General features: G+C 55.7%; 14 protein-coding genes and 3 tRNA genes. 14 read left to right on the forward strand and 3 right to left on the reverse strand.

Going from position 1 to position 18,106, the window contains the following annotated elements; translation table 11 throughout:
• Positions 1-4: 4 nt before the first annotated feature.
• The 3 genes from FJ695_RS14915 to FJ695_RS14925 are packed head-to-tail and all read right to left on the reverse strand — an operon-like array spanning position 5 to position 1,945.
• The gene (locus tag FJ695_RS14915) at positions 5-832 is read right to left on the reverse strand and encodes an RNA methyltransferase (protein ID WP_141186195.1); all 828 of its coding nucleotides are present in this window, start codon (positions 830-832) and stop codon (positions 5-7) included.
• Between the two features lie 20 nt (positions 833-852).
• Positions 853-1,377, reverse strand: coding sequence for a PaaI family thioesterase (locus FJ695_RS14920; protein ID WP_141186196.1), 525 nt, complete (start codon positions 1,375-1,377; stop codon positions 853-855).
• A gap of 52 nt (positions 1,378-1,429) precedes the next feature.
• Positions 1,430-1,945: a MarR family winged helix-turn-helix transcriptional regulator gene (locus FJ695_RS14925; RefSeq protein ID WP_141186197.1), complete on the reverse strand. Its 516-nt coding sequence runs from the start codon at positions 1,943-1,945 to the stop codon at positions 1,430-1,432.
• Positions 1,946-2,134: 189 nt separating this feature from the next.
• On the opposite strand from FJ695_RS14925, the gene FJ695_RS14930 reads away from it, so the two are divergent.
• The 14 genes from FJ695_RS14930 to FJ695_RS14995 all read left to right on the forward strand — a co-directional run bounded on the left by FJ695_RS14930 (position 2,135) and on the right by FJ695_RS14995 (position 17,731).
• Positions 2,135-3,001 (forward strand): bile acid:sodium symporter family protein, encoded by an 867-nt coding sequence (locus FJ695_RS14930; RefSeq protein ID WP_141186198.1) that lies wholly within the window; start codon positions 2,135-2,137, stop codon positions 2,999-3,001.
• 462 nt (positions 3,002-3,463) lie between these two features.
• Positions 3,464-3,548: transfer RNA gene (locus tag FJ695_RS14935), tRNA-Tyr, on the forward strand.
• Positions 3,549-3,570: 22 nt separating this feature from the next.
• Positions 3,571-3,644: transfer RNA gene (locus FJ695_RS14940), tRNA-Gly, on the forward strand.
• A 169-nt stretch (positions 3,645-3,813) separates the two neighbouring features.
• Entirely contained in the window at positions 3,814-5,004 is a 1,191-nt protein-coding gene (gene tuf / locus FJ695_RS14945; RefSeq protein WP_141186199.1) for an elongation factor Tu, read from the forward strand.
• A gap of 110 nt (positions 5,005-5,114) precedes the next feature.
• Positions 5,115-5,190: transfer RNA gene (locus FJ695_RS14950), tRNA-Trp, on the forward strand.
• Positions 5,191-5,294: 104 nt separating this feature from the next.
• On the forward strand, positions 5,295-5,492 hold the full coding sequence (gene secE / locus FJ695_RS14955; protein ID WP_141186200.1) for a preprotein translocase subunit SecE: 198 nt from the start codon (positions 5,295-5,297) through the stop codon (positions 5,490-5,492).
• Between the two features lie 51 nt (positions 5,493-5,543).
• Positions 5,544-6,074 carry a transcription termination/antitermination protein NusG gene (gene nusG, locus FJ695_RS14960; protein ID WP_141186201.1) on the forward strand — a complete coding sequence of 177 codons (531 nt, stop codon included), beginning with the start codon at positions 5,544-5,546 and terminating at the stop codon, positions 6,072-6,074.
• A 165-nt stretch (positions 6,075-6,239) separates the two neighbouring features.
• Complete coding sequence (gene rplK / locus FJ695_RS14965; RefSeq protein WP_141186202.1) at positions 6,240-6,668, forward strand: 50S ribosomal protein L11; 429 nt, start codon at positions 6,240-6,242, stop codon at positions 6,666-6,668.
• A 4-nt stretch (positions 6,669-6,672) separates the two neighbouring features.
• Positions 6,673-7,371 (forward strand): 50S ribosomal protein L1, encoded by a 699-nt coding sequence (rplA, locus tag FJ695_RS14970; RefSeq protein ID WP_141186203.1) that lies wholly within the window; start codon positions 6,673-6,675, stop codon positions 7,369-7,371.
• A 321-nt stretch (positions 7,372-7,692) separates the two neighbouring features.
• Positions 7,693-8,211 (forward strand): 50S ribosomal protein L10, encoded by a 519-nt coding sequence (gene rplJ / locus FJ695_RS14975; protein WP_141186204.1) that lies wholly within the window; start codon positions 7,693-7,695, stop codon positions 8,209-8,211.
• 60 nt (positions 8,212-8,271) lie between these two features.
• Positions 8,272-8,646 (forward strand): 50S ribosomal protein L7/L12, encoded by a 375-nt coding sequence (gene rplL / locus FJ695_RS14980; protein ID WP_141186205.1) that lies wholly within the window; start codon positions 8,272-8,274, stop codon positions 8,644-8,646.
• A 276-nt stretch (positions 8,647-8,922) separates the two neighbouring features.
• A complete protein-coding gene (gene rpoB / locus FJ695_RS14985) occupies positions 8,923-13,062 on the forward strand; it encodes a DNA-directed RNA polymerase subunit beta (RefSeq protein WP_141186206.1) in 4,140 nt (1,379 codons plus the stop codon).
• 93 nt (positions 13,063-13,155) lie between these two features.
• Positions 13,156-17,355, forward strand: coding sequence for a DNA-directed RNA polymerase subunit beta' (rpoC, locus tag FJ695_RS14990; RefSeq protein WP_141186207.1), 4,200 nt, complete (start codon positions 13,156-13,158; stop codon positions 17,353-17,355).
• An 82-nt stretch (positions 17,356-17,437) separates the two neighbouring features.
• Positions 17,438-17,731 (forward strand): regulator, encoded by a 294-nt coding sequence (locus FJ695_RS14995; protein ID WP_141186208.1) that lies wholly within the window; start codon positions 17,438-17,440, stop codon positions 17,729-17,731.
• The last annotated feature ends 375 nt before the right edge of the window (positions 17,732-18,106 follow it).

Here is an 18,106-nt window from a genome sequence, read left to right on the forward strand (position 1 = left end):
CGCCTCAAAGCCCCATCTTCTGCCGTGCTACATAAAGAGACAAGACCGCCGCATTCGACACATTGAGCGAGCGGATTTCACCGGGCATGTCGAGACGGGCGAGCAGGCCGCAGGCTTCCCGCACACCTTGGCGCACACCTTTGCCTTCCGATCCGAGAACCAGAACCGTCTTGTCGGTAAACTCGGTGTCTTCCAGGCTGGCCGGGCCGTCACTGTCCAGCGCGATGCAACCGAAGGCCTGGTCCTTCATTTCGGCAATAAAGCGGGCCATGTTTTTTACACGCACATGTTTGATCATGTCGAGCGCGCCGGAGGCGGATTTGGCAAGAACCGAGCCTTCTTCTGGTGCGTGGCGTTCGGTGGTGACGACAGCGTCTGCATCCAGAGCAACCGCTGAACGCAGGATCGCACCGACATTGTGCGGATCGGTCACCTGGTCGAGCGCAAGGATCAGCCGGGCACCTTTCAGATGTTCTGCGCCATAAGCGGGCAGGGGATCAGCTTCCAGGATCATGCCCTGGTGAACCGCGTCCTTGGTCACCATCCGGTCCAGTTCCTTGGGGCGCTTGTCCTCTATCGGAACGTCAATGGTGACACCGCGCTCCTTGAGCCGGTTCTGAGCGTTTTCGGTCGCATAGAGTTTCAGGCGTTTGCGGTCTTTGTTGGCAAAAGCCGCTTCCACTGTGTGAAGGCCATATAAAAGCACCGGGCCTTCCGGCGGCAATCCAGGGCGGCGCGGTCCCGGTTTGCCGGAGTTTTTTGAAAAGCGGCCCTGGCCCTTGTTGGGGCCTGGGCGCGATTTTTTCCATGCAGGTCTTTTGTCGTCAGTCATGCTGCCTGCTGTAACCCCAATTATCCGTTAGGGGAAGAGGCTGCCGGGTTCGGGAAGATCATGCAGCTGACAGCGCCGTGGGCAATCAGCTTGCCGTTGGCATCTCTCAGTTCACCTTCAGACGTCGCCAGGCGCGAGCCGCGATGGACAATCCGGCCTTCACAAGTGACTTCGCCGCTGCCCGGTTTTAACGGGCGGACCATATTCACGGTGAGGGATGTCGTCGTGTAAAACTCACCCGGTTCAAGGCACGTATGAACCGCGCAGCTGAGTGCTGTGTCGATCAGTGTGGAGATCCAGCCGCCATGAACCGTACCGAGTGGATTTAAGAACTGCTTTTCAGGAACGCCGGTAAATACAGCGCGGCCATGCTCAAATTCCTTAATCCGGATATTGGAGTGGATCATCATTGGTGGGGCCGGCAATTTGCCGTCCTTCATCAATTCAAAAATCTGCAGGCCTGAGATACCGGCCACCTGCTGCTTTGGCAGGGCATCGATTATATGGGTCTTGCCGTTTTCGGTGATCGTGTCTGGAAGGCTCATAGGTCTTTTCCTTTAAAATGTCTGTGACGGTTCTGTCGTGTGTGCTGGACGCTCAGGAGGAGGTGGAGCGGTGAGCTGTGTTCTTCGGCGGCGCATTTTTGTCTGGGTCCGTCTGTTCCAGGTGTTTGACGGTTCTTCTCAGGGCTGACAGATGGCCCCGGATCGCTTCGGCTGTTTCTTCGCCCAGTTCATTTGCCAGATCTTGCTGAGCCTTTTCCCAAGTCGCGTGAAGCTCGGCAGTGAGCTGTTCGCCTTTTTCTGTCAAAACAGGCACGACCTTCCTGCCTCCGCTTTTGCGGCGCGCGATCAAGCCGGCTGCTTCAAGGGGTTTAAGATTGCGGGCGAGGGTAGACCGGTCGATCCCGATGTAGCGGGCAATGTCGGAGGATGAGAGAGAATCGCCACTGGCAATCACCGCCAGTAACTGCGCCTGAGTAATCTCTAGCCCGTAGGGCGCTAGATAGCGGTTGAAATGCCGGGTGAGCAGATTCGCTGTTCGCCGGACGGTGTGTCCCAAACAGGTCTGGCCCATCTGATAGAAATCGATGCCGTCCAAAGAATGTGTCATTTGTTGTAGCTACAACATAATTAGTAATGCGGCAAGCGGGTTCTTTTTTTGCCAACAAAACCGTTGTTTCCAGAGATTGCGTGAAGTGCGGATCGAAGATCTGAAATTCGAGGGATTGTATCCGTGTAAATGTAAGTGTTTGTTCGAAGGTGTTGAAGATTCGACATTTTGGAGCCGGGGAGGGGCGCAATGATAGGTCTTGTGGAGCAGGTCGGGCTGGCACTGATGCTTTTCATCATCATGTTGGGAATGGGGGCGACGATCCGTGTCAATCACTTGCGGATGGTGCTCGCGAGGCCTTTGCCGCTTCTAATTGGTTTGATCAGTCAGTATGGATTGATGCCAGTCATCGCTCTTGGGCTTGCGATCTTTTTTGAGTTGCCAACCGCAATTGCGTTCAGCCTTATTATGGTTGGTGCGACGCCAGGTGGCACGACCTCAAATCTCTTTACCTATTATGCAAAAGGTGATGTTGCGCTGAGCGTCAGCATGACGGTTGCCTCGACGCTTGCGGCCGTTGTCCTCATGCCACTGGCAATTTGGATTTATGCAGGCGGTTACACATCTGCCGACTTGCAGGTGCCGTTCTCCAGCATCATAGCGACTTTGCTCTTTGTGATGGTGCCGGTCGCTATCGGGATGGTCATCCTTTCAAAAAGTGTTGCCGCCGCCCGCCGATTGGAAAGGGCGAGCAGCGTTGTCGGGATTCTGCTTATCTCCGGACTGATCATCAAGTTTCTCATTCAGAACCGCGAGATGTTTCTTGGAACACCCTATGAGGTCATTCTGTCTGCTATTCTGTTGGGCCTGATCGGGTTCTTTTTTGGATATATGGTCGCCTGGATCACGGGTTTGTCCCCGGTAATCCGCAGAACCATTTCGATGGAAACCGGGATTCAGAACACGCCCCTAACTGTGGCTCTCATATCCTTGAGCTTTCCGACAGGCGCTCAGCAGGACGAGATGCTTCTTCTGCCGGCGTTTTATGCCTTCTTTATTGTTATGACCGCAATGGTTGTCGCCATGGTTTATAGGGCGTTTGCAAAAGGTCTTTGATCGAGGAGAGTGGCCTTCGCTGCTGCGCTTCGTTTTATGGCGGTCTGTATCAATTGGAATCTCAAAGCCATTTTTGTGGAGCGGTCTCCCCGTTTTGACTGCAAATCACGTTGAAGGGGCGGGGCGAGAACGGTTCTTTATATAAATGAAGTTCGAGACGCCTGCGCCTTCTGAGTTGTCCACAGGGAGCGGCTGGTTCCGGAAAGTGACTGCAAAGACTGAGGCTTTTGGCCGTTTTTGCGGTCGCGTGCTTTGAGCTCAAGCGCTGGAAATGGCGGGTACTGGGCAGGTTCTGCGGCCGGGTTTTTGGTGCGATGCGGATTTTGTTCGTTTCTTTTCAAAAACGTCGTTGACAGGTCAGGTCCCTATCTGCATAACACGCGCCACGGGATTGCTCGCCCCTCGCGGACGGGCTTTCCGGTCAAGCCATCCTGATCGCTTCGGCGTGAAGCAAGACGAGATGGAGGAGTGCCCGAGCGGCTAAAGGGGACGGACTGTAAATCCGTTGGCTATGCCTACGTTGGTTCGAATCCAACCTCCTCCACCATCGTCTGGTTTCGCAATTAAGTGCGGGTGTAGCTCAATGGTAGAGCAGCAGCCTTCCAAGCTGACGACGAGGGTTCGATTCCCTTCACCCGCTCCATCATGGGTGCTGATCGGAGTGTCCGGGACGGAAGGTATTTTCGCACCGGAAATCCTGAAAGAATATATAGGGAAGTTGTTCGTCGCTCGCGGCTCTGTCCAAGGCGCCGGATTGCGGCCCAAATCGAGCCTTTATCGACCGAACGACTATTGGACAGAGAGCGACGCCGATGGCGAAGGAAAAGTTTGAGCGCAATAAGCCGCACGTTAACATTGGCACGATTGGCCACGTTGACCACGGCAAGACGACGCTGACCGCTGCAATCACCATGACGCTTGCAGAAGCTGGTGGTGCAGAAGCAAAAGCCTATGATGAGATTGACGGTGCGCCTGAAGAAAAGGCACGCGGCATCACCATCTCCACGGCGCACGTTGAGTATGAGACGGAAAACCGTCACTACGCTCACGTTGACTGCCCGGGCCACGCCGACTACGTGAAGAACATGATCACCGGTGCTGCGCAGATGGACGGCGCGATCCTGGTGTGTTCAGCAGCAGACGGCCCGATGCCGCAGACCCGTGAGCACATCCTGCTTGCGCGTCAGGTTGGCGTTCCGGCTCTGGTTGTTTTCATGAACAAGGTTGACCAGGTCGACGACGAAGAGCTTCTCGAGCTCGTCGAGATGGAAATCCGTGAGCTGCTGTCTTCTTACGAATTCCCGGGCGACGACATTCCGATCGTCAAGGGTTCTGCGCTGGCAGCTGTTGAGAACCGTGATGCGGCGATCGGCCGTGACGCGATCCGTGAGCTGATGGCTCAGGTTGATGAGTACATTCCGACCCCGGAACGTCCGAAGGATCAGCCGTTCCTGATGCCGATCGAAGACGTGTTCTCGATCTCCGGCCGCGGCACTGTTGTGACCGGTCGTGTTGAGCGCGGTGTGATCAACGTGGGTGAAGAAGTCGAGATCGTCGGCATCAAGGACACCCAGAAGACCACGGTTACCGGCGTTGAAATGTTCCGCAAGCTGCTGGACAGCGGTGAAGCTGGCGACAACATCGGTGCTCTGATCCGCGGCGTTGGCCGTGAAGAGGTTGAGCGCGGCCAGGTTCTGTGTAAGCCGGGTTCTGTTAACCCGCACACGAAGTTCAAGGCTGAGGCTTACATCCTCACCAAGGAAGAAGGTGGCCGTCATACGCCGTTCTTCACCAACTACCGCCCGCAGTTCTACTTCCGCACGACCGACGTGACGGGTGTGGTTCACCTGCCGGAAGGTACGGAAATGGTGATGCCGGGTGACAACGTCTCCGTCGACGTTGAGCTGATCGTGCCGATCGCTATGGAAGACGGCCTGCGCTTCGCGATCCGCGAAGGTGGCCGCACCGTCGGCGCCGGCGTCGTAGCATCCATCATCGAATAAGATGATCTATTTGGATTGCCGGGCTCCGGCCCGGCAATCTTGTCTTCAAAGGCCTTGCAGACGATGTCTTTGAAGCGTATCAGGAGCAGATCCCGGATAGGGATCTCTGAAGGGGTATAGCTCAGCTGGTAGAGCGACGGTCTCCAAAACCGTAGGTCGCGGGTTCGAACCCTGCTGCCCCTGCCACTTTTGCTCTTGATTAATTGGCCTCGAGGGCTTAAAGAGTTTCCTCGGGTGAGGCGCGCGGAGATTTTCGCGCGCCCACTCGTATTTAACGGACCGGAGCCGGAATGGCAAAGACCAATCCCTTTAAATTCATCCAGGAAGTGCGCTCTGAAACCGCGAAGGTCACTTGGCCGACGCGCAGAGAGACGGCCGTGACCACTGTTATGGTGTTCATCATGGTTTTGATTGCCTCGATTTTCTTCCTCGTGGCGGATCAGTTGATGGGCCTTGGGGTCGGATACCTTCTCGGTGTCGGCGGTTAAGCCGCCTGCCGGACTGTTTAAAGACAAGAACAACAAACGGAACTGAGAAACATGGCCAAGCGCTGGTACATTGTGCACGCCTATTCGAATTTCGAGAAAAAGGTCGCCGAGTCCATTCGCGAAAAGGCCGAGCAGAAGGGTTTGTCCGATCTGTTTGAGGAAATTCTCGTTCCGATGGAGAAGGTCGTTGAAGTGCGCCGTGGCCGCAAGGTCGATGCGGAGCGCAAGTTCTTCCCGGGCTATGTCCTAGTGAAGATGGATATGACCAATGAGGCGTTCCACCTGATTAAGGACACGCCGAAAGTAACCGGGTTCCTGGGCGCGGATCAAAAGCCGATGCCGATCCCGGAAAAAGAAGCCATGCGCATCATCAACCAGGTGCAAGAGGGCGTCGACCGGCCGAAGCCGTCCGTCAGCTTTGAGGTTGGTGAGCAGGTCCGGGTGTCCGATGGCCCGTTTGCGTCCTTCTCCGGCTTGGTCGAAGAAGTTGATGACGAGCGGGCGCGCCTCAAGGTGGCAGTGTCCATCTTTGGCCGGGCGACGCCGGTTGAATTGGAATTCGGTCAGGTCGATAAGCTCTGACTGGTTGCCGCTCTTTTGTGAGCGGTTGAGTGCCAGGCAGTGATGCTGTCTGGAATGAAGTCGGTGGCAGGTTCTAGCGCTCATCGCCGGGTGCTGACAAAGGGCCATACCACCAACTCCCAAATGGTCAAATTGCCGTTTGGCCATGAATGATTGGAGAGAAACATGGCGAAGAAGATCGAAGGCTTCCTGAAGCTTCAGGTGCCGGCAGGCTCTGCGACCCCGTCCCCGCCCATCGGGCCGGCACTTGGTCAGCGTGGTCTGAACATCATGGAATTCTGTAAAGCGTTCAACGCGCAGACCCAGGATGTTGAAAAGGGCGCTCCGTGCCCGACCGTGATCACTTACTACACCGATAAGTCTTTCACGTTTGAAGTGAAGACGGCTCCGGTCAGTTTCTTCTTGAAGAAAGCTGCCAAGCTCCAGAAGGGTTCTTCCACTCCGGGCCGCGGCACCGTTGGTTCCGTGAGCAAGGCTCAGGTGAAAGAAATCGCCGAAGCCAAAATGAAGGACCTGAATGCCAACGACATCGATGCAGCAATGCTGATGGTTGAAGGCTCCGCCCGTTCCATGGGCTTCGAGGTAACGGAGTAAGATCATGGCGAAGGTTGGAAAACGTATTTCTGCAGCGCGTGAAGGTATCGACCGCAACAAGCTGTACTCGCTGAACGAAGCTATCGGCCTCGTCAAAGACCGCTCCAAGACCAAATTCGACGAAACCGTCGAAGTTGCGATCAATCTTGGTGTTGATCCGCGTCACGCAGACCAGATGGTCCGTGGTGTGTGCGTGCTGCCGAACGGCACAGGCAAAAACGTCAAGGTTGCCGTGTTCGCACGTGGCGACAAGGCGGAAGAAGCCAAAGCTGCTGGCGCTGACATCGTTGGTGCAGAAGAGTTGGTTCAGGAAGTCCAGGGCGGCAAGATCGATTTCGATACGGTCATTGCAACTCCGGACATGATGCCGCTCGTCGGCCGTCTCGGTAAGGTTCTCGGCCCGCGTGGCATGATGCCGAACCCGAAAGTCGGTACTGTGACCCCGGACGTCTCCAAGGCGGTTAACGACGCCAAGGGCGGTGCGGTTCAGTTCCGTGTTGAAAAGGCCGGTATCGTTCATGCAGGCGTTGGCAAGGTGTCTTTCTCTGAAGAGAAGATCTCCGAAAACGTCAAGGCTTTGATCGACGCCGTTCAAAAAGCCAAGCCGACAGGCGCAAAGGGCACTTACATGAAGCGCATTGCTGTGTCTTCCACGATGGGCCCGGGCGTGAAAGTTGATCTGGCGAGCGTCGCTGGCGAATAATCCGGGTTTTCCGGATTGATAAAGAATTTCAGCCTTAGGGCTGAATAGATCCGGCGGTCCGCCGCCGGATTGCCCTGTCCGAGACTGCAGGTGCCGGGTAACCGGCTTAAGCCGTAAAGGCCTGCATAGATGGGTGAGAACCGAATTTCCCGCGAATTGCGGATAACCGGTTCGAACCAGACCTTGCTGACTGCTTTTTTAAGCAAGAGGTGAGGGGACAGGACCCTGAGCGTCGTTTTTGAGGCGGTTCCGGGTTCGGAACCTCCGCGAAGGCGGCAAGGTAAACCGGTGGCGATTTTCGCCATCAAATGGAGAAGGCAAGTGGAAAGAGCGGAAAAGCAAGAGTTCGTGACATCCTTCAACGCCGAGCTGGCTGACACCGGCGTCGTTGTCGTCGCGCACTATGCAGGTCTTTCGGTTGCACAGATGACGGCCCTACGGTCGTCCGTACGTGACGCCGGCGGTTCTGTAAAAGTCGCAAAAAACCGCCTTGTGAAACTCGCCCTCAAAGGCACTGACCTTGAGCACATCTCCGACCTGCTTCAGGGCCCGACCGTACTCGTCTACTCCGACGATCCGGTTGCAGCTCCTAAAGCAGCTGTCGATTTCGCCAAGGCCAACGATAAGTTGGAAATCCTTGGTGGTGCTCTTGGAACGACAAACCTGAGCCCGGAAGGGGTCAAGTCACTGGCAACAATGCCGTCGCTCGACGAGCTGCGTGCAAAGCTGGTTGGCATGATCCAGACACCGGCATCGCGCATCGCGCAGGTTGTCAACGCACCGGCCGGGCAGGTTGCCCGCGTCTTCGGCGCGTACGCCAAGAAGGACGAGGCCGCATAAGGCGCCCCCAAACACTGTCTAATGAACCCAACTACTGGTTCGAACTTAAGGTACTGAAAAATGGCTGATCTTGAAAAGCTCGTAGAAGAACTGTCCGCACTGACTGTTATGGAAGCTGCTGAACTGTCCAAGCTTCTGGAAGAGAAGTGGGGCGTTTCTGCTGCTGCTCCGGTTGCTGTTGCAGCTGTTGCTGGTGGCGGCGAAGCTGCTGCTGCTGAAGAAAAGACTGAATTTGATGTTGTTCTGGCGTCTGCTGGCGACAAGAAAATCAACGTCATCAAAGAAGTCCGTGCAATCACCGGTCTTGGCCTGAAAGAAGCTAAAGAGCTCGTCGAAGGTGCTCCGAAAGCCGTCAAGGAAGCTGTTTCCAAGGACGAAGCTGAAGAGCTGAAGAAGAAGCTGGAAGAAGCTGGCGCTTCTGTCGAGCTGAAGTAATAAAGGCATTAATGCCTTATTGCGGTCCCGGGTTTCCGGGACCGTATTTCGCCCCGGCGGGTCCAACCCGTTTCCGGGGCATACGTCCCACTAGGGCCCTGTTTGTCTGAGCACTGTGCAGGCAAGGGGTTCTAGATCCACAGTCTGGTCAATTCTTCTCATGAACACAGAAGGTTGATCTCATTGGTGGACGGTTTTCCGAAGCGCCCGGGCAGAGGCCCGATTGGACAAGGGGCGTTTCGGGAAGCCGTTTTCCGGCCGATACGAGGAGCGACAATGACCCAAACGTTCAACGGTCGCAAAAAGGTCCGTAAATATTTCGGATCGATCCGCGATGTCGCGGCAATGCCCAATCTCATTGAGGTTCAAAAGGCCTCCTACGACCAGTTCCTGCAGGTCGATGAGATGCCTGGGGGCGGCCGCAAAGATGAAGGCCTTGAAGCGGTCTTCCAGTCCGTATTTCCAATTTCTGATTTTGCGGGCACTTCCCTTCTGGAATTTGTTTCCTACGAATTTGAAGCTCCAAAATACGACGTTGATGAGTGCCGCCAGCGCGACATGACCTTCGCAGCACCGCTGAAGGTTACCCTGCGCCTCATCGTCTTCGACGTCGATGAAGACACCGGTGCCAAGTCCGTTAAAGACATCAAAGAACAAGATGTCTACATGGGCGACATGCCGTTCATGACCGACAACGGTACGTTCATCGTCAATGGCACCGAGCGTGTGATCGTCTCCCAGATGCACCGCTCTCCGGGCGTGTTCTTCGATCACGACAAAGGCAAGACCCACTCTTCGGGCAAACTGCTGTTTGCAGCCCGCGTTATTCCGTACCGCGGTTCCTGGTTGGACATTGAGTTCGACGCCAAGGACATCGTCCATGCGCGGATCGACCGCCGGCGCAAAATTCCGGTGACGTCACTGTTGATGGCACTTGGTCTGGACGGCGAAGAAATTCTCAACACGTTCTACAAGCAGATCGATTATGGCCGTCAGAAAGACGGATCCTGGCGCATGCCGTTTGACGGCGCACGTCTGAAAGGCACCAAGGCCTCCTACGATCTGATTGATGCCGACAGCGGTGAAGTGGTTGTCGAAGGTGGCCGTAAGATCACTGCACGCACCATCAAGCAGCTCGGCGAAAAAGGCGTTACCGCGCTGAAAGTGACCGACGAAGATCTGCACGGCCAGTATCTGGCTGAGGACATCGTCGACATGCAGTCCGGTGAAATCTACGCCGAAGCTGGCGACGAGATCACCGGCAAACTGCTGGAAGAGCTGGTTGAGCGTGGCTACCACGATCTAACCGTGCTCGACATCGACCACGTCAACACCGGTCCTTATATTCGCAACACGCTGAACGTGGATAAGAACGAATCCCGCGAAGATGCGCTGTTCGACATCTACCGTGTGATGCGTCCGGGTGAGCCGCCCACCATCGACACCGCAGAAGCGATGTTCCAGTCGTTGTTCTTTGACGCTGAGCGTTATGACCTGTCCGCGGTTGGCCGCGTGAAGATGAACATGCGTCTGGATGTTGATGCGGAAGACACGGTCCGTGTTCTGCGCAAGGAAGACATTCTGGAAGTTATCCGGGTTCTTCTGGAGCTGCGTGACGGCAAAGGCGACATCGACGACATCGACAACCTGGGCAACCGCCGTGTTCGCTCTGTCGGGGAATTGATGGAAAACCAGTACCGCGTCGGCCTGCTGCGCATGGAACGTGCGATCAAGGAGCGGATGAGCTCCGTTGAGATCGACACGGTGATGCCGCAGGATCTGATCAACGCGAAACCGGCGGCCGCAGCTGTCCGTGAATTCTTTGGCTCTTCGCAGCTGTCGCAGTTCATGGACCAGACCAACCCGCTGTCGGAAGTCACCCACAAGCGCCGCTTGTCGGCTCTTGGGCCGGGCGGCTTGACTCGTGAGCGCGCAGGCTTCGAAGTCCGCGACGTTCACCCGACGCACTACGGCCGTATCTGCCCGATTGAGACCCCGGAAGGTCCAAACATCGGTCTGATCAACTCGCTCGCAACGTTTGCCCGTGTCAACAAGTACGGCTTCATCGAAAGCCCGTACCGTAAGGTGAAAGACGGTGTTGTCACCAACGACGTCGTATATCTGTCGGCTATGGAAGAAGCGAAACACTATGTTGCGCAGTCCAACGCCGAATACGACGCAGACGGCCGTTTCACTACAGAGCTGATCACCTGCCGCCACGCTGGCGAAAACATGATGGTTCCGTCCGACAAGGTCGACCTCATGGACGTGTCGCCGAAGCAGCTGGTATCTGTCGCTGCATCGCTCATTCCGTTCCTGGAAAACGATGATGCGAACCGGGCTCTGATGGGCTCGAACATGATGCGTCAGGCTGTGCCGCTTGTTAAGGCGGAAGCACCGTTTGTCGGCACTGGTATGGAAGCGGTTGTGGCCCGGGATTCCGGTGCTGCGATTGGCGCCCGCCGGGCAGGTGTTGTTGACCAGGTGGATGCGACCCGTATCGTTATCCGGGCAACTGAAGAACTCGATCCGGGCAAGTCCGGTGTTGATATCTACAGCCTGCAGAAGTTCCAGCGGTCCAACCAGAACACCTGTATCAACCAGCGCCCGCTGGTTCGGGTTGGGGACCGGGTCCATAAGGGCGATATCATCGCGGATGGTCCGTCCACGGATCTTGGTGATCTGGCACTCGGCCGGAACGTGCTCGTCGCGTTCATGCCTTGGAACGGATACAACTTCGAGGATTCCATCCTCTTGTCCGAGCGCATCGTGTCTGACGATGTCTTCACCTCCATCCACCTTGAAGAATTTGAGGTGATGGCGCGTGATACCAAGCTTGGACCGGAAGAAATCACTCGCGATATTCCGAACGTTTCTGAAGAAGCGCTGAAGAATCTCGATGAAGCCGGTATCGTTTACATCGGTGCAGAGCTTCAGCCGGGCGATATCCTTTGCGGTAAGATCACGCCGAAGGGCGAAAGCCCGATGACACCGGAAGAAAAGCTTCTGCGTGCCATCTTCGGCGAAAAAGCCTCTGATGTTCGCGACACCTCTCTGCGCTTGCCGCCGGGAGTTGGCGGTACTGTTGTTGAAGTTCGTGTTTTCAACCGCCACGGCGTTGAAAAAGACGAACGCGCGATGGCCATCGAGCGTGAAGAAATCGAACGCCTTGCAAAAGACCGTGACGATGAGCAGGCAATTCTTGACCGCAACGTCTATGGCCGCCTGGCCGAGATGCTGATGGACAAGTCTGCTGTAGCTGGTCCGAAGGGCTTCAAGAAAGACACGACCCTGACCGGGGATGTTCTCAACGACTTCCCGCGCTCGCAGTGGTGGCAGTTTGCGACCGACGACGAGAAGTTCATGTCCGAGATCGAAGCTCTGCGCGGTCAGTATGACGAAAGCCGCAAGCGCCTCGAGCAGCGTTTCATCGACAAGGTCGAGAAACTGCAGCGTGGTGACGAACTGCCGCCAGGCGTCATGAAGATGGTCAAAGTTTTCGTTGCTGTGAAGCGCAAGCTGCAGCCGGGCGACAAAATGGCCGGCCGTCACGGCAACAAGGGTGTGGTTTCCAAAATCAACCCTTGTGAAGACATGCCGTTCCTGGAAGATGGCACGCACGTCGACATCGTGTTGAACCCGCTCGGCGTTCCGTCGCGCATGAACGTTGGTCAGATCCTTGAAACCCACATGGGTTGGGCCTGCCGCGGCATGGGCTTGCGCATCGGTGAAATGTACGATGAGTACCGCAAGACTGGTGAGATCGAGAACCTTCGTGGCAAGGTGATCGAGATCTACGGCGACAACATGAAGGGCGATCCGGTCAAGGAATTTGACGATGAAGGTGTCGTCAAGCTTGCCGAACAGCTGAAGAAGGGTGTGTCCATCGCGACCCCAGTCTTTGACGGTGCGCGTGAGCCCGATGTTGTCGATGCGCTGAACATCGCCGATTTCGATCCGAGTGGTCAGTCAACACTGTTTGACGGCCGGACCGGTGAGGAATTCGACCGGAAGGTGACTGTGGGCTATATTTATATGCTCAAGCTTCACCACTTGGTCGATGACAAGATCCACGCCCGTTCGATTGGCCCGTACTCGCTTGTCACCCAGCAGCCGCTTGGTGGTAAGGCACAGTTCGGTGGCCAGCGCTTCGGGGAAATGGAGGTCTGGGCGCTTGAAGCTTACGGTGCAGCTTACACGCTGCAGGAAATGCTTACCGTTAAGTCGGATGACGTTGCTGGCCGGACAAAGGTTTATGAAGCCATTGTCCGCGGTGATGACACCTTCGAAGCTGGTATCCCGGAAAGCTTCAACGTGCTTGTGAAGGAAATGCGGTCCCTGGGTCTCAACGTTGAACTTCAACGTACCGATGCCCCAGAGATTGGCGCGGAAGAAACTGCGGACGCCGCAGAATAAACCCCGGCAACGGACCCCTTTAGACTGAAATGCCGGTCGTAAGAGGGGAAAGGCAAAGGTCTTTCCCCCACCGCGCATCGAAGGAGACGGATCATGAATCATGAGGTCATGAACCTGTTCAATCAGCAGGCTCCCACACAGACCTTCGACAATATCAAGATCTCTCTGGCAAGCCCGGAGAAGATCCTGTCCTGGTCGTTCGGTGAGATCAAAAAGCCGGAAACCATCAACTACCGGACGTTCAAGCCGGAGCGTGATGGCCTTTTCTGCGCGCGCATCTTTGGCCCGATCAAAGACTACGAATGTCTTTGCGGCAAATATAAGCGTATGAAATACAAAGGCGTTATCTGTGAAAAATGTGGCGTTGAAGTCACTCTTTCCCGCGTGCGCCGTGAACGTATGGGCCACATCGAGCTTGCAGCTCCGGTCGCTCACATCTGGTTCCTGAAGTCCCTGCCGAGCCGCATTGGTTTGCTGCTCGACATGACGCTGAAGGATCTGGAGCGCGTTCTATACTTCGAAAACTACGTTGTTCTGGAGCCGGGCCTGACCCCGCTCAAGCAGCATCAGCTTCTGTCTGAAGAAGATTATGTCGCTGCTCAGGACGAGTACGGCGAAGACGCCTTCACAGCGATGATCGGTGCAGAAGCGATCCGCGAGATCCTGATGTCCATGGATCTTGAGCGCGAAAGTGAAAAACTGCGCCAGGAAATCGCCGAAGCAACCACTGAGCTGAAGCCGAAGAAACTGGCCAAGCGCCTGAAGGTCATCGAAGCGTTCATGGAATCGGGCAACCGTCCGGAATGGATGATCATGACCGTTGTTCCGGTCATTCCGCCGGATCTGCGTCCGCTGGTTCCGCTCGATGGTGGCCGGTTCGCAACGTCAGATCTGAACGATCTGTACCGCCGTGTGATCAACCGGAACAACCGTCTGCGCCGCCTGATGGAACTGCGCGCTCCGGACATTATCATCCGGAACGAGAAGCGTATGCTTCAGGAATCCGTTGACGCTCTGTTTGACAACGGCCGCCGTGGCCGCGTCATCACCGGCGCCAACAAGCGTCCGCTGAAGTCGCTGTCCGACATGCTGAAAGGTAAGCAGGGCCGCTTCCGTCAGAACCTTCTTGGAAAGCGCGTCGACTATTCCGGTCGTTCGGTTATTACCGTGGGTCCGGAACTGAAGCTGCACCAGTGCGGTTTGCCGAAGAAAATGGCGCTTGAGCTGTTCAAGCCGTTCATCTATTCGCGCCTCGACGCCAAGGGCTTCTCTTCAACTGTCAAACAGGCGAAGAAGCTCGTTGAAAAAGAGCGTCCGGAAGTCTGGGATATCCTCGATGAGGTCATCCGCGAGCACCCGGTTCTCTTGAACCGTGCACCGACGCTTCACCGTCTTGGCATTCAGGCGTTCGAACCGACCCTGATTGAAGGCAAGGCCATCCAGCTGCACCCGCTCGTCTGTTCCGCGTTTAACGCTGACTTCGACGGTGACCAAATGGCTGTTCACGTCCCGCTGTCGCTGGAAGCCCAGCTGGAAGCGCGGACGCTGATGATGTCTACCAACAACATTCTGCACCCGGCCAACGGTGGCCCGATCATCGTACCGTCGCAGGATATTGTTCTCGGTCTCTACTATCTGTCGATCATGGCTGAGAAAGAGCCGGGCGAGGGCATGGCCTTCTCCGATATCGGTGAAATCCACCATGCGCTGGCCAACAAGGTCATCACGCTGCACACGAAGATCAAAGGCCGGTTCCGCTCTGTGGATGCAGAAGGCAATCCGACGTCTGAAATCTTCGAGACCACACCAGGCCGGATGCTGATTGCAGAACTTCTGCCGAAGCACCACGAAGTGCCGTTTGATGTGGCCAACAAGCTGATGACCAAGAAGGACATCTCCAAGATGATCGACACGGTATACCGTGCTTGCGGTCAGAAGGAGACGGTTATCTTCTGTGACCGGATCATGCAGCTCGGCTTCACCAACGCGTGTAACGCAGGCATCTCCTTCGGCATGGACGACATGGTTATCCCGGACACCAAGCAGAAGCTTGTTGGGGAAACCGCGTCGCTCGCAACCGAATACGAGCAGCAGTACAACGATGGTCTGATCACTCAGGGCGAGAAGTACAACAAGGTTGTCGACGCCTGGGCGAAATGTACCGACAAGATCGCTGACGAGATGATGGCCCGCATTAAGGCGGTTCAGGTCGACGAGGAAACCGGACGTCAAAAGCCGATGAACTCGGTTTACATGATGTCCCACTCCGGTGCCCGTGGTTCGCCTCAACAGATGAAGCAGCTGGCCGGTATGCGTGGTCTGATGGCCAAGCCGGATGGTTCGATCATCGAAAACCCGATCATCTCGAACTTTAAAGAAGGTCTCTCGGTTCTCGAGTACTTCAACTCCACCCACGGTGCCCGTAAGGGTCTTGCCGATACGGCGTTGAAGACTGCGAACTCCGGTTACCTGACTCGCCGTCTCGTGGACGTTGCGCAGGATTCCATCATCCTTGAACCGGATTGTGGTTCTGAGCGCGGCATCACAGTGGCGCCGATTGTTGACGCCGGTAACGTCATTGCCTCTCTGGGTATGCGTGTTCTCGGCCGGACAACGGCGGAAGACGTCATCAACAACCAGACCGGCGAAGTCATCGTTCCGAAGGGGACTTTGATCGACGAGAAAGACGTTGATGCGATCGAAGCGGCAAAAGTTCAGCAGATCAAGATCCGTTCGGTTCTGACCTGTGAAACGGAAACCGGCGTGTGTGCGACCTGTTACGGCCGTGACCTTGCACGTGGTACTCCGGTGAATATGGGTGAAGCTGTCGGAGTTATCGCTGCGCAGTCGATCGGTGAACCGGGCACTCAGCTGACCATGCGTACCTTCCACATTGGTGGTACGGCGCAGGTTGTCGATAGCTCGTTCATCGAATCCAACGTCGATGGCACGGTCAAGATCCGTAACCGTTCGGTCAATCGCGACAGTGAAGGCAACCTGGTTGCCATGGTCCGCAACATGTCTATCGTTGTCATCGACAGCGACGGCAACGAGCGTGCCGTTCACCGTGTTGCATACGGCTCCAAGCTGCATGTCGACGAAGGGGATGCGGTTAAGCGCGGCCAGCGGATTGCCGAATGGGATCCGTACACCCGTCCGATGCTTGCCGAAGTTGACGGTGTCGTGGACTTTGAAGACCTGGTTGACGGGGCTTCTGTTCAGGAAACTGCCGATGAGGCGACCGGTATCACCAAGCGTGTTGTCATTGACTGGCGCTCTTCGCAGCGTGGTGCGGACCTCAAGCCGGCGATTGTCATCAAGGACGCAAAAGGGTCTGTTGCTAAAAACCAGCGCGGATCCGATGCACGCCTGATGCTGTCTGTGGATGCGGTTCTGTCCGTTCAGCCGGGCAACTCCATCAAGGCTGGTGACGTTCTTGCGCGTATTCCGCTGGAAAGCGCGAAGACCAAGGACATCACCGGTGGTCTGCCGCGTGTTGCGGAACTGTTCGAAGCCCGCCGTCCGAAGGATCACGCGATCATCGCTGAAATCGATGGTACGATCCGCTTCGGTCGCGACTATAAGAACAAGCGCCGCATCATCATCGATCCTGCTGAGGACGGTGCGGAACCGGTCGAATATCTCATCCCGAAAGGCAAACACTTCCACCTTCAGGAAGGCGATGCCATTGAGAAGGGTGAATATATCCTCGACGGTAACCCGGCACCGCATGACATTCTGGCCGTTAAAGGCGTTGAGGCCCTGGCTGCCTACCTCGTCAACGAGATCCAGGAAGTCTACCGTCTGCAGGGTGTGACCATCAACGACAAGCACATCGAAGTGATTGTCCGTCAGATGCTTCAGAAAATCGAGATTACCGATCCGGGCGAAACGGAGTTCTTCTCCGGCGAACAGATCGACAAACTCGACTTTGAAGAAGCCAATCGCAAGGCGGTCGATAATGCCCGTGATCCGGCAAAGGGCGTTCCAGTCCTTCTGGGTATCACCAAGGCATCGCTTCAGACCCGCTCGTTCTTCTCTGCCGCGTCCTTCCAGGAAACGACCCGCGTTCTTACCGACGCAGCGGTCAACGGCAAGACCGACCCGCTGGTCGGCCTCAAAGAGAACGTCATCGTGGGCCGCTTGATCCCGGCCGGTACTGGTGGGGTGATGAAGCGGATCCGCAAGATTGCAACGCATCGCGACGACCTCATCCAGGAAGCGCAGCGTCAGCAGTCTTCGGACAGCGCCGCGGAAGGCCTTCTGGAAGATATGACCGGGGCGGCCGAATAAACTTCGGTCAATCCAGGAAAATCGAAAGGCCGCCTCCGGGCGGCCTTTCTTGTCTCAAGACCCAATCAAATGGTGATCGACAATGAACGACAACGATATGGATATGGAACCGGTGGTCTACATTGTGATCGGCCGGGTTTGGAAGGACGAAGATACGTCGCCGGATGCGGCAATCACGATCCATGCGCTGCTGAGAGCTCCGGATGATGACGATGCCGTACGCAAGACGCTGGAAGCATTGTCGTCTCAAGGGTTCGCCGAAGCTGAACTGGATCAGATTGGTGTGATCGATGGTGAACCTGATGAACCGATCTATGAAGGGGCGTATCAGGACGCATTGTCCGGGAACGTTGCGATAGTAACCCTATCCGAATAAGGGTAGGGGATAGACAGTCTCTTGCCAGAGTAAATATGCATTAGAATAAAAGGCGTGCTCCCATCGGGCGCGCCTTTGTTCTTGGGCAATACCGAATAGCCGGATGATCGGTTACTGCGGAGACAATCTTGAAAAATTGCATGTCTGCCATGCATGTGGGAATCAATCGCAAGAACGGGCCTGTAGAACCGTTGTACTGAGCGATTCCGGTGCAATTGTTGGAATTTGAATCATCTGGTTAAGGTTTGATTCATTGTTGGAAATTGGTCTGGATTAGGTGTAAATAACAAAAGAACCGAATTGGGTATGCATTGGAAATAATCTTGCGTTTAGTGCTGTTTTGACGGTCATTTATGAGGCGGTATTTCCCGAAGT

Origin of the sequence: Labrenzia sp. PHM005 (genome assembly GCF_006517275.1) — a bacterium.
Lineage (GTDB): Bacteria > Pseudomonadota > Alphaproteobacteria > Rhizobiales > Stappiaceae > Roseibium.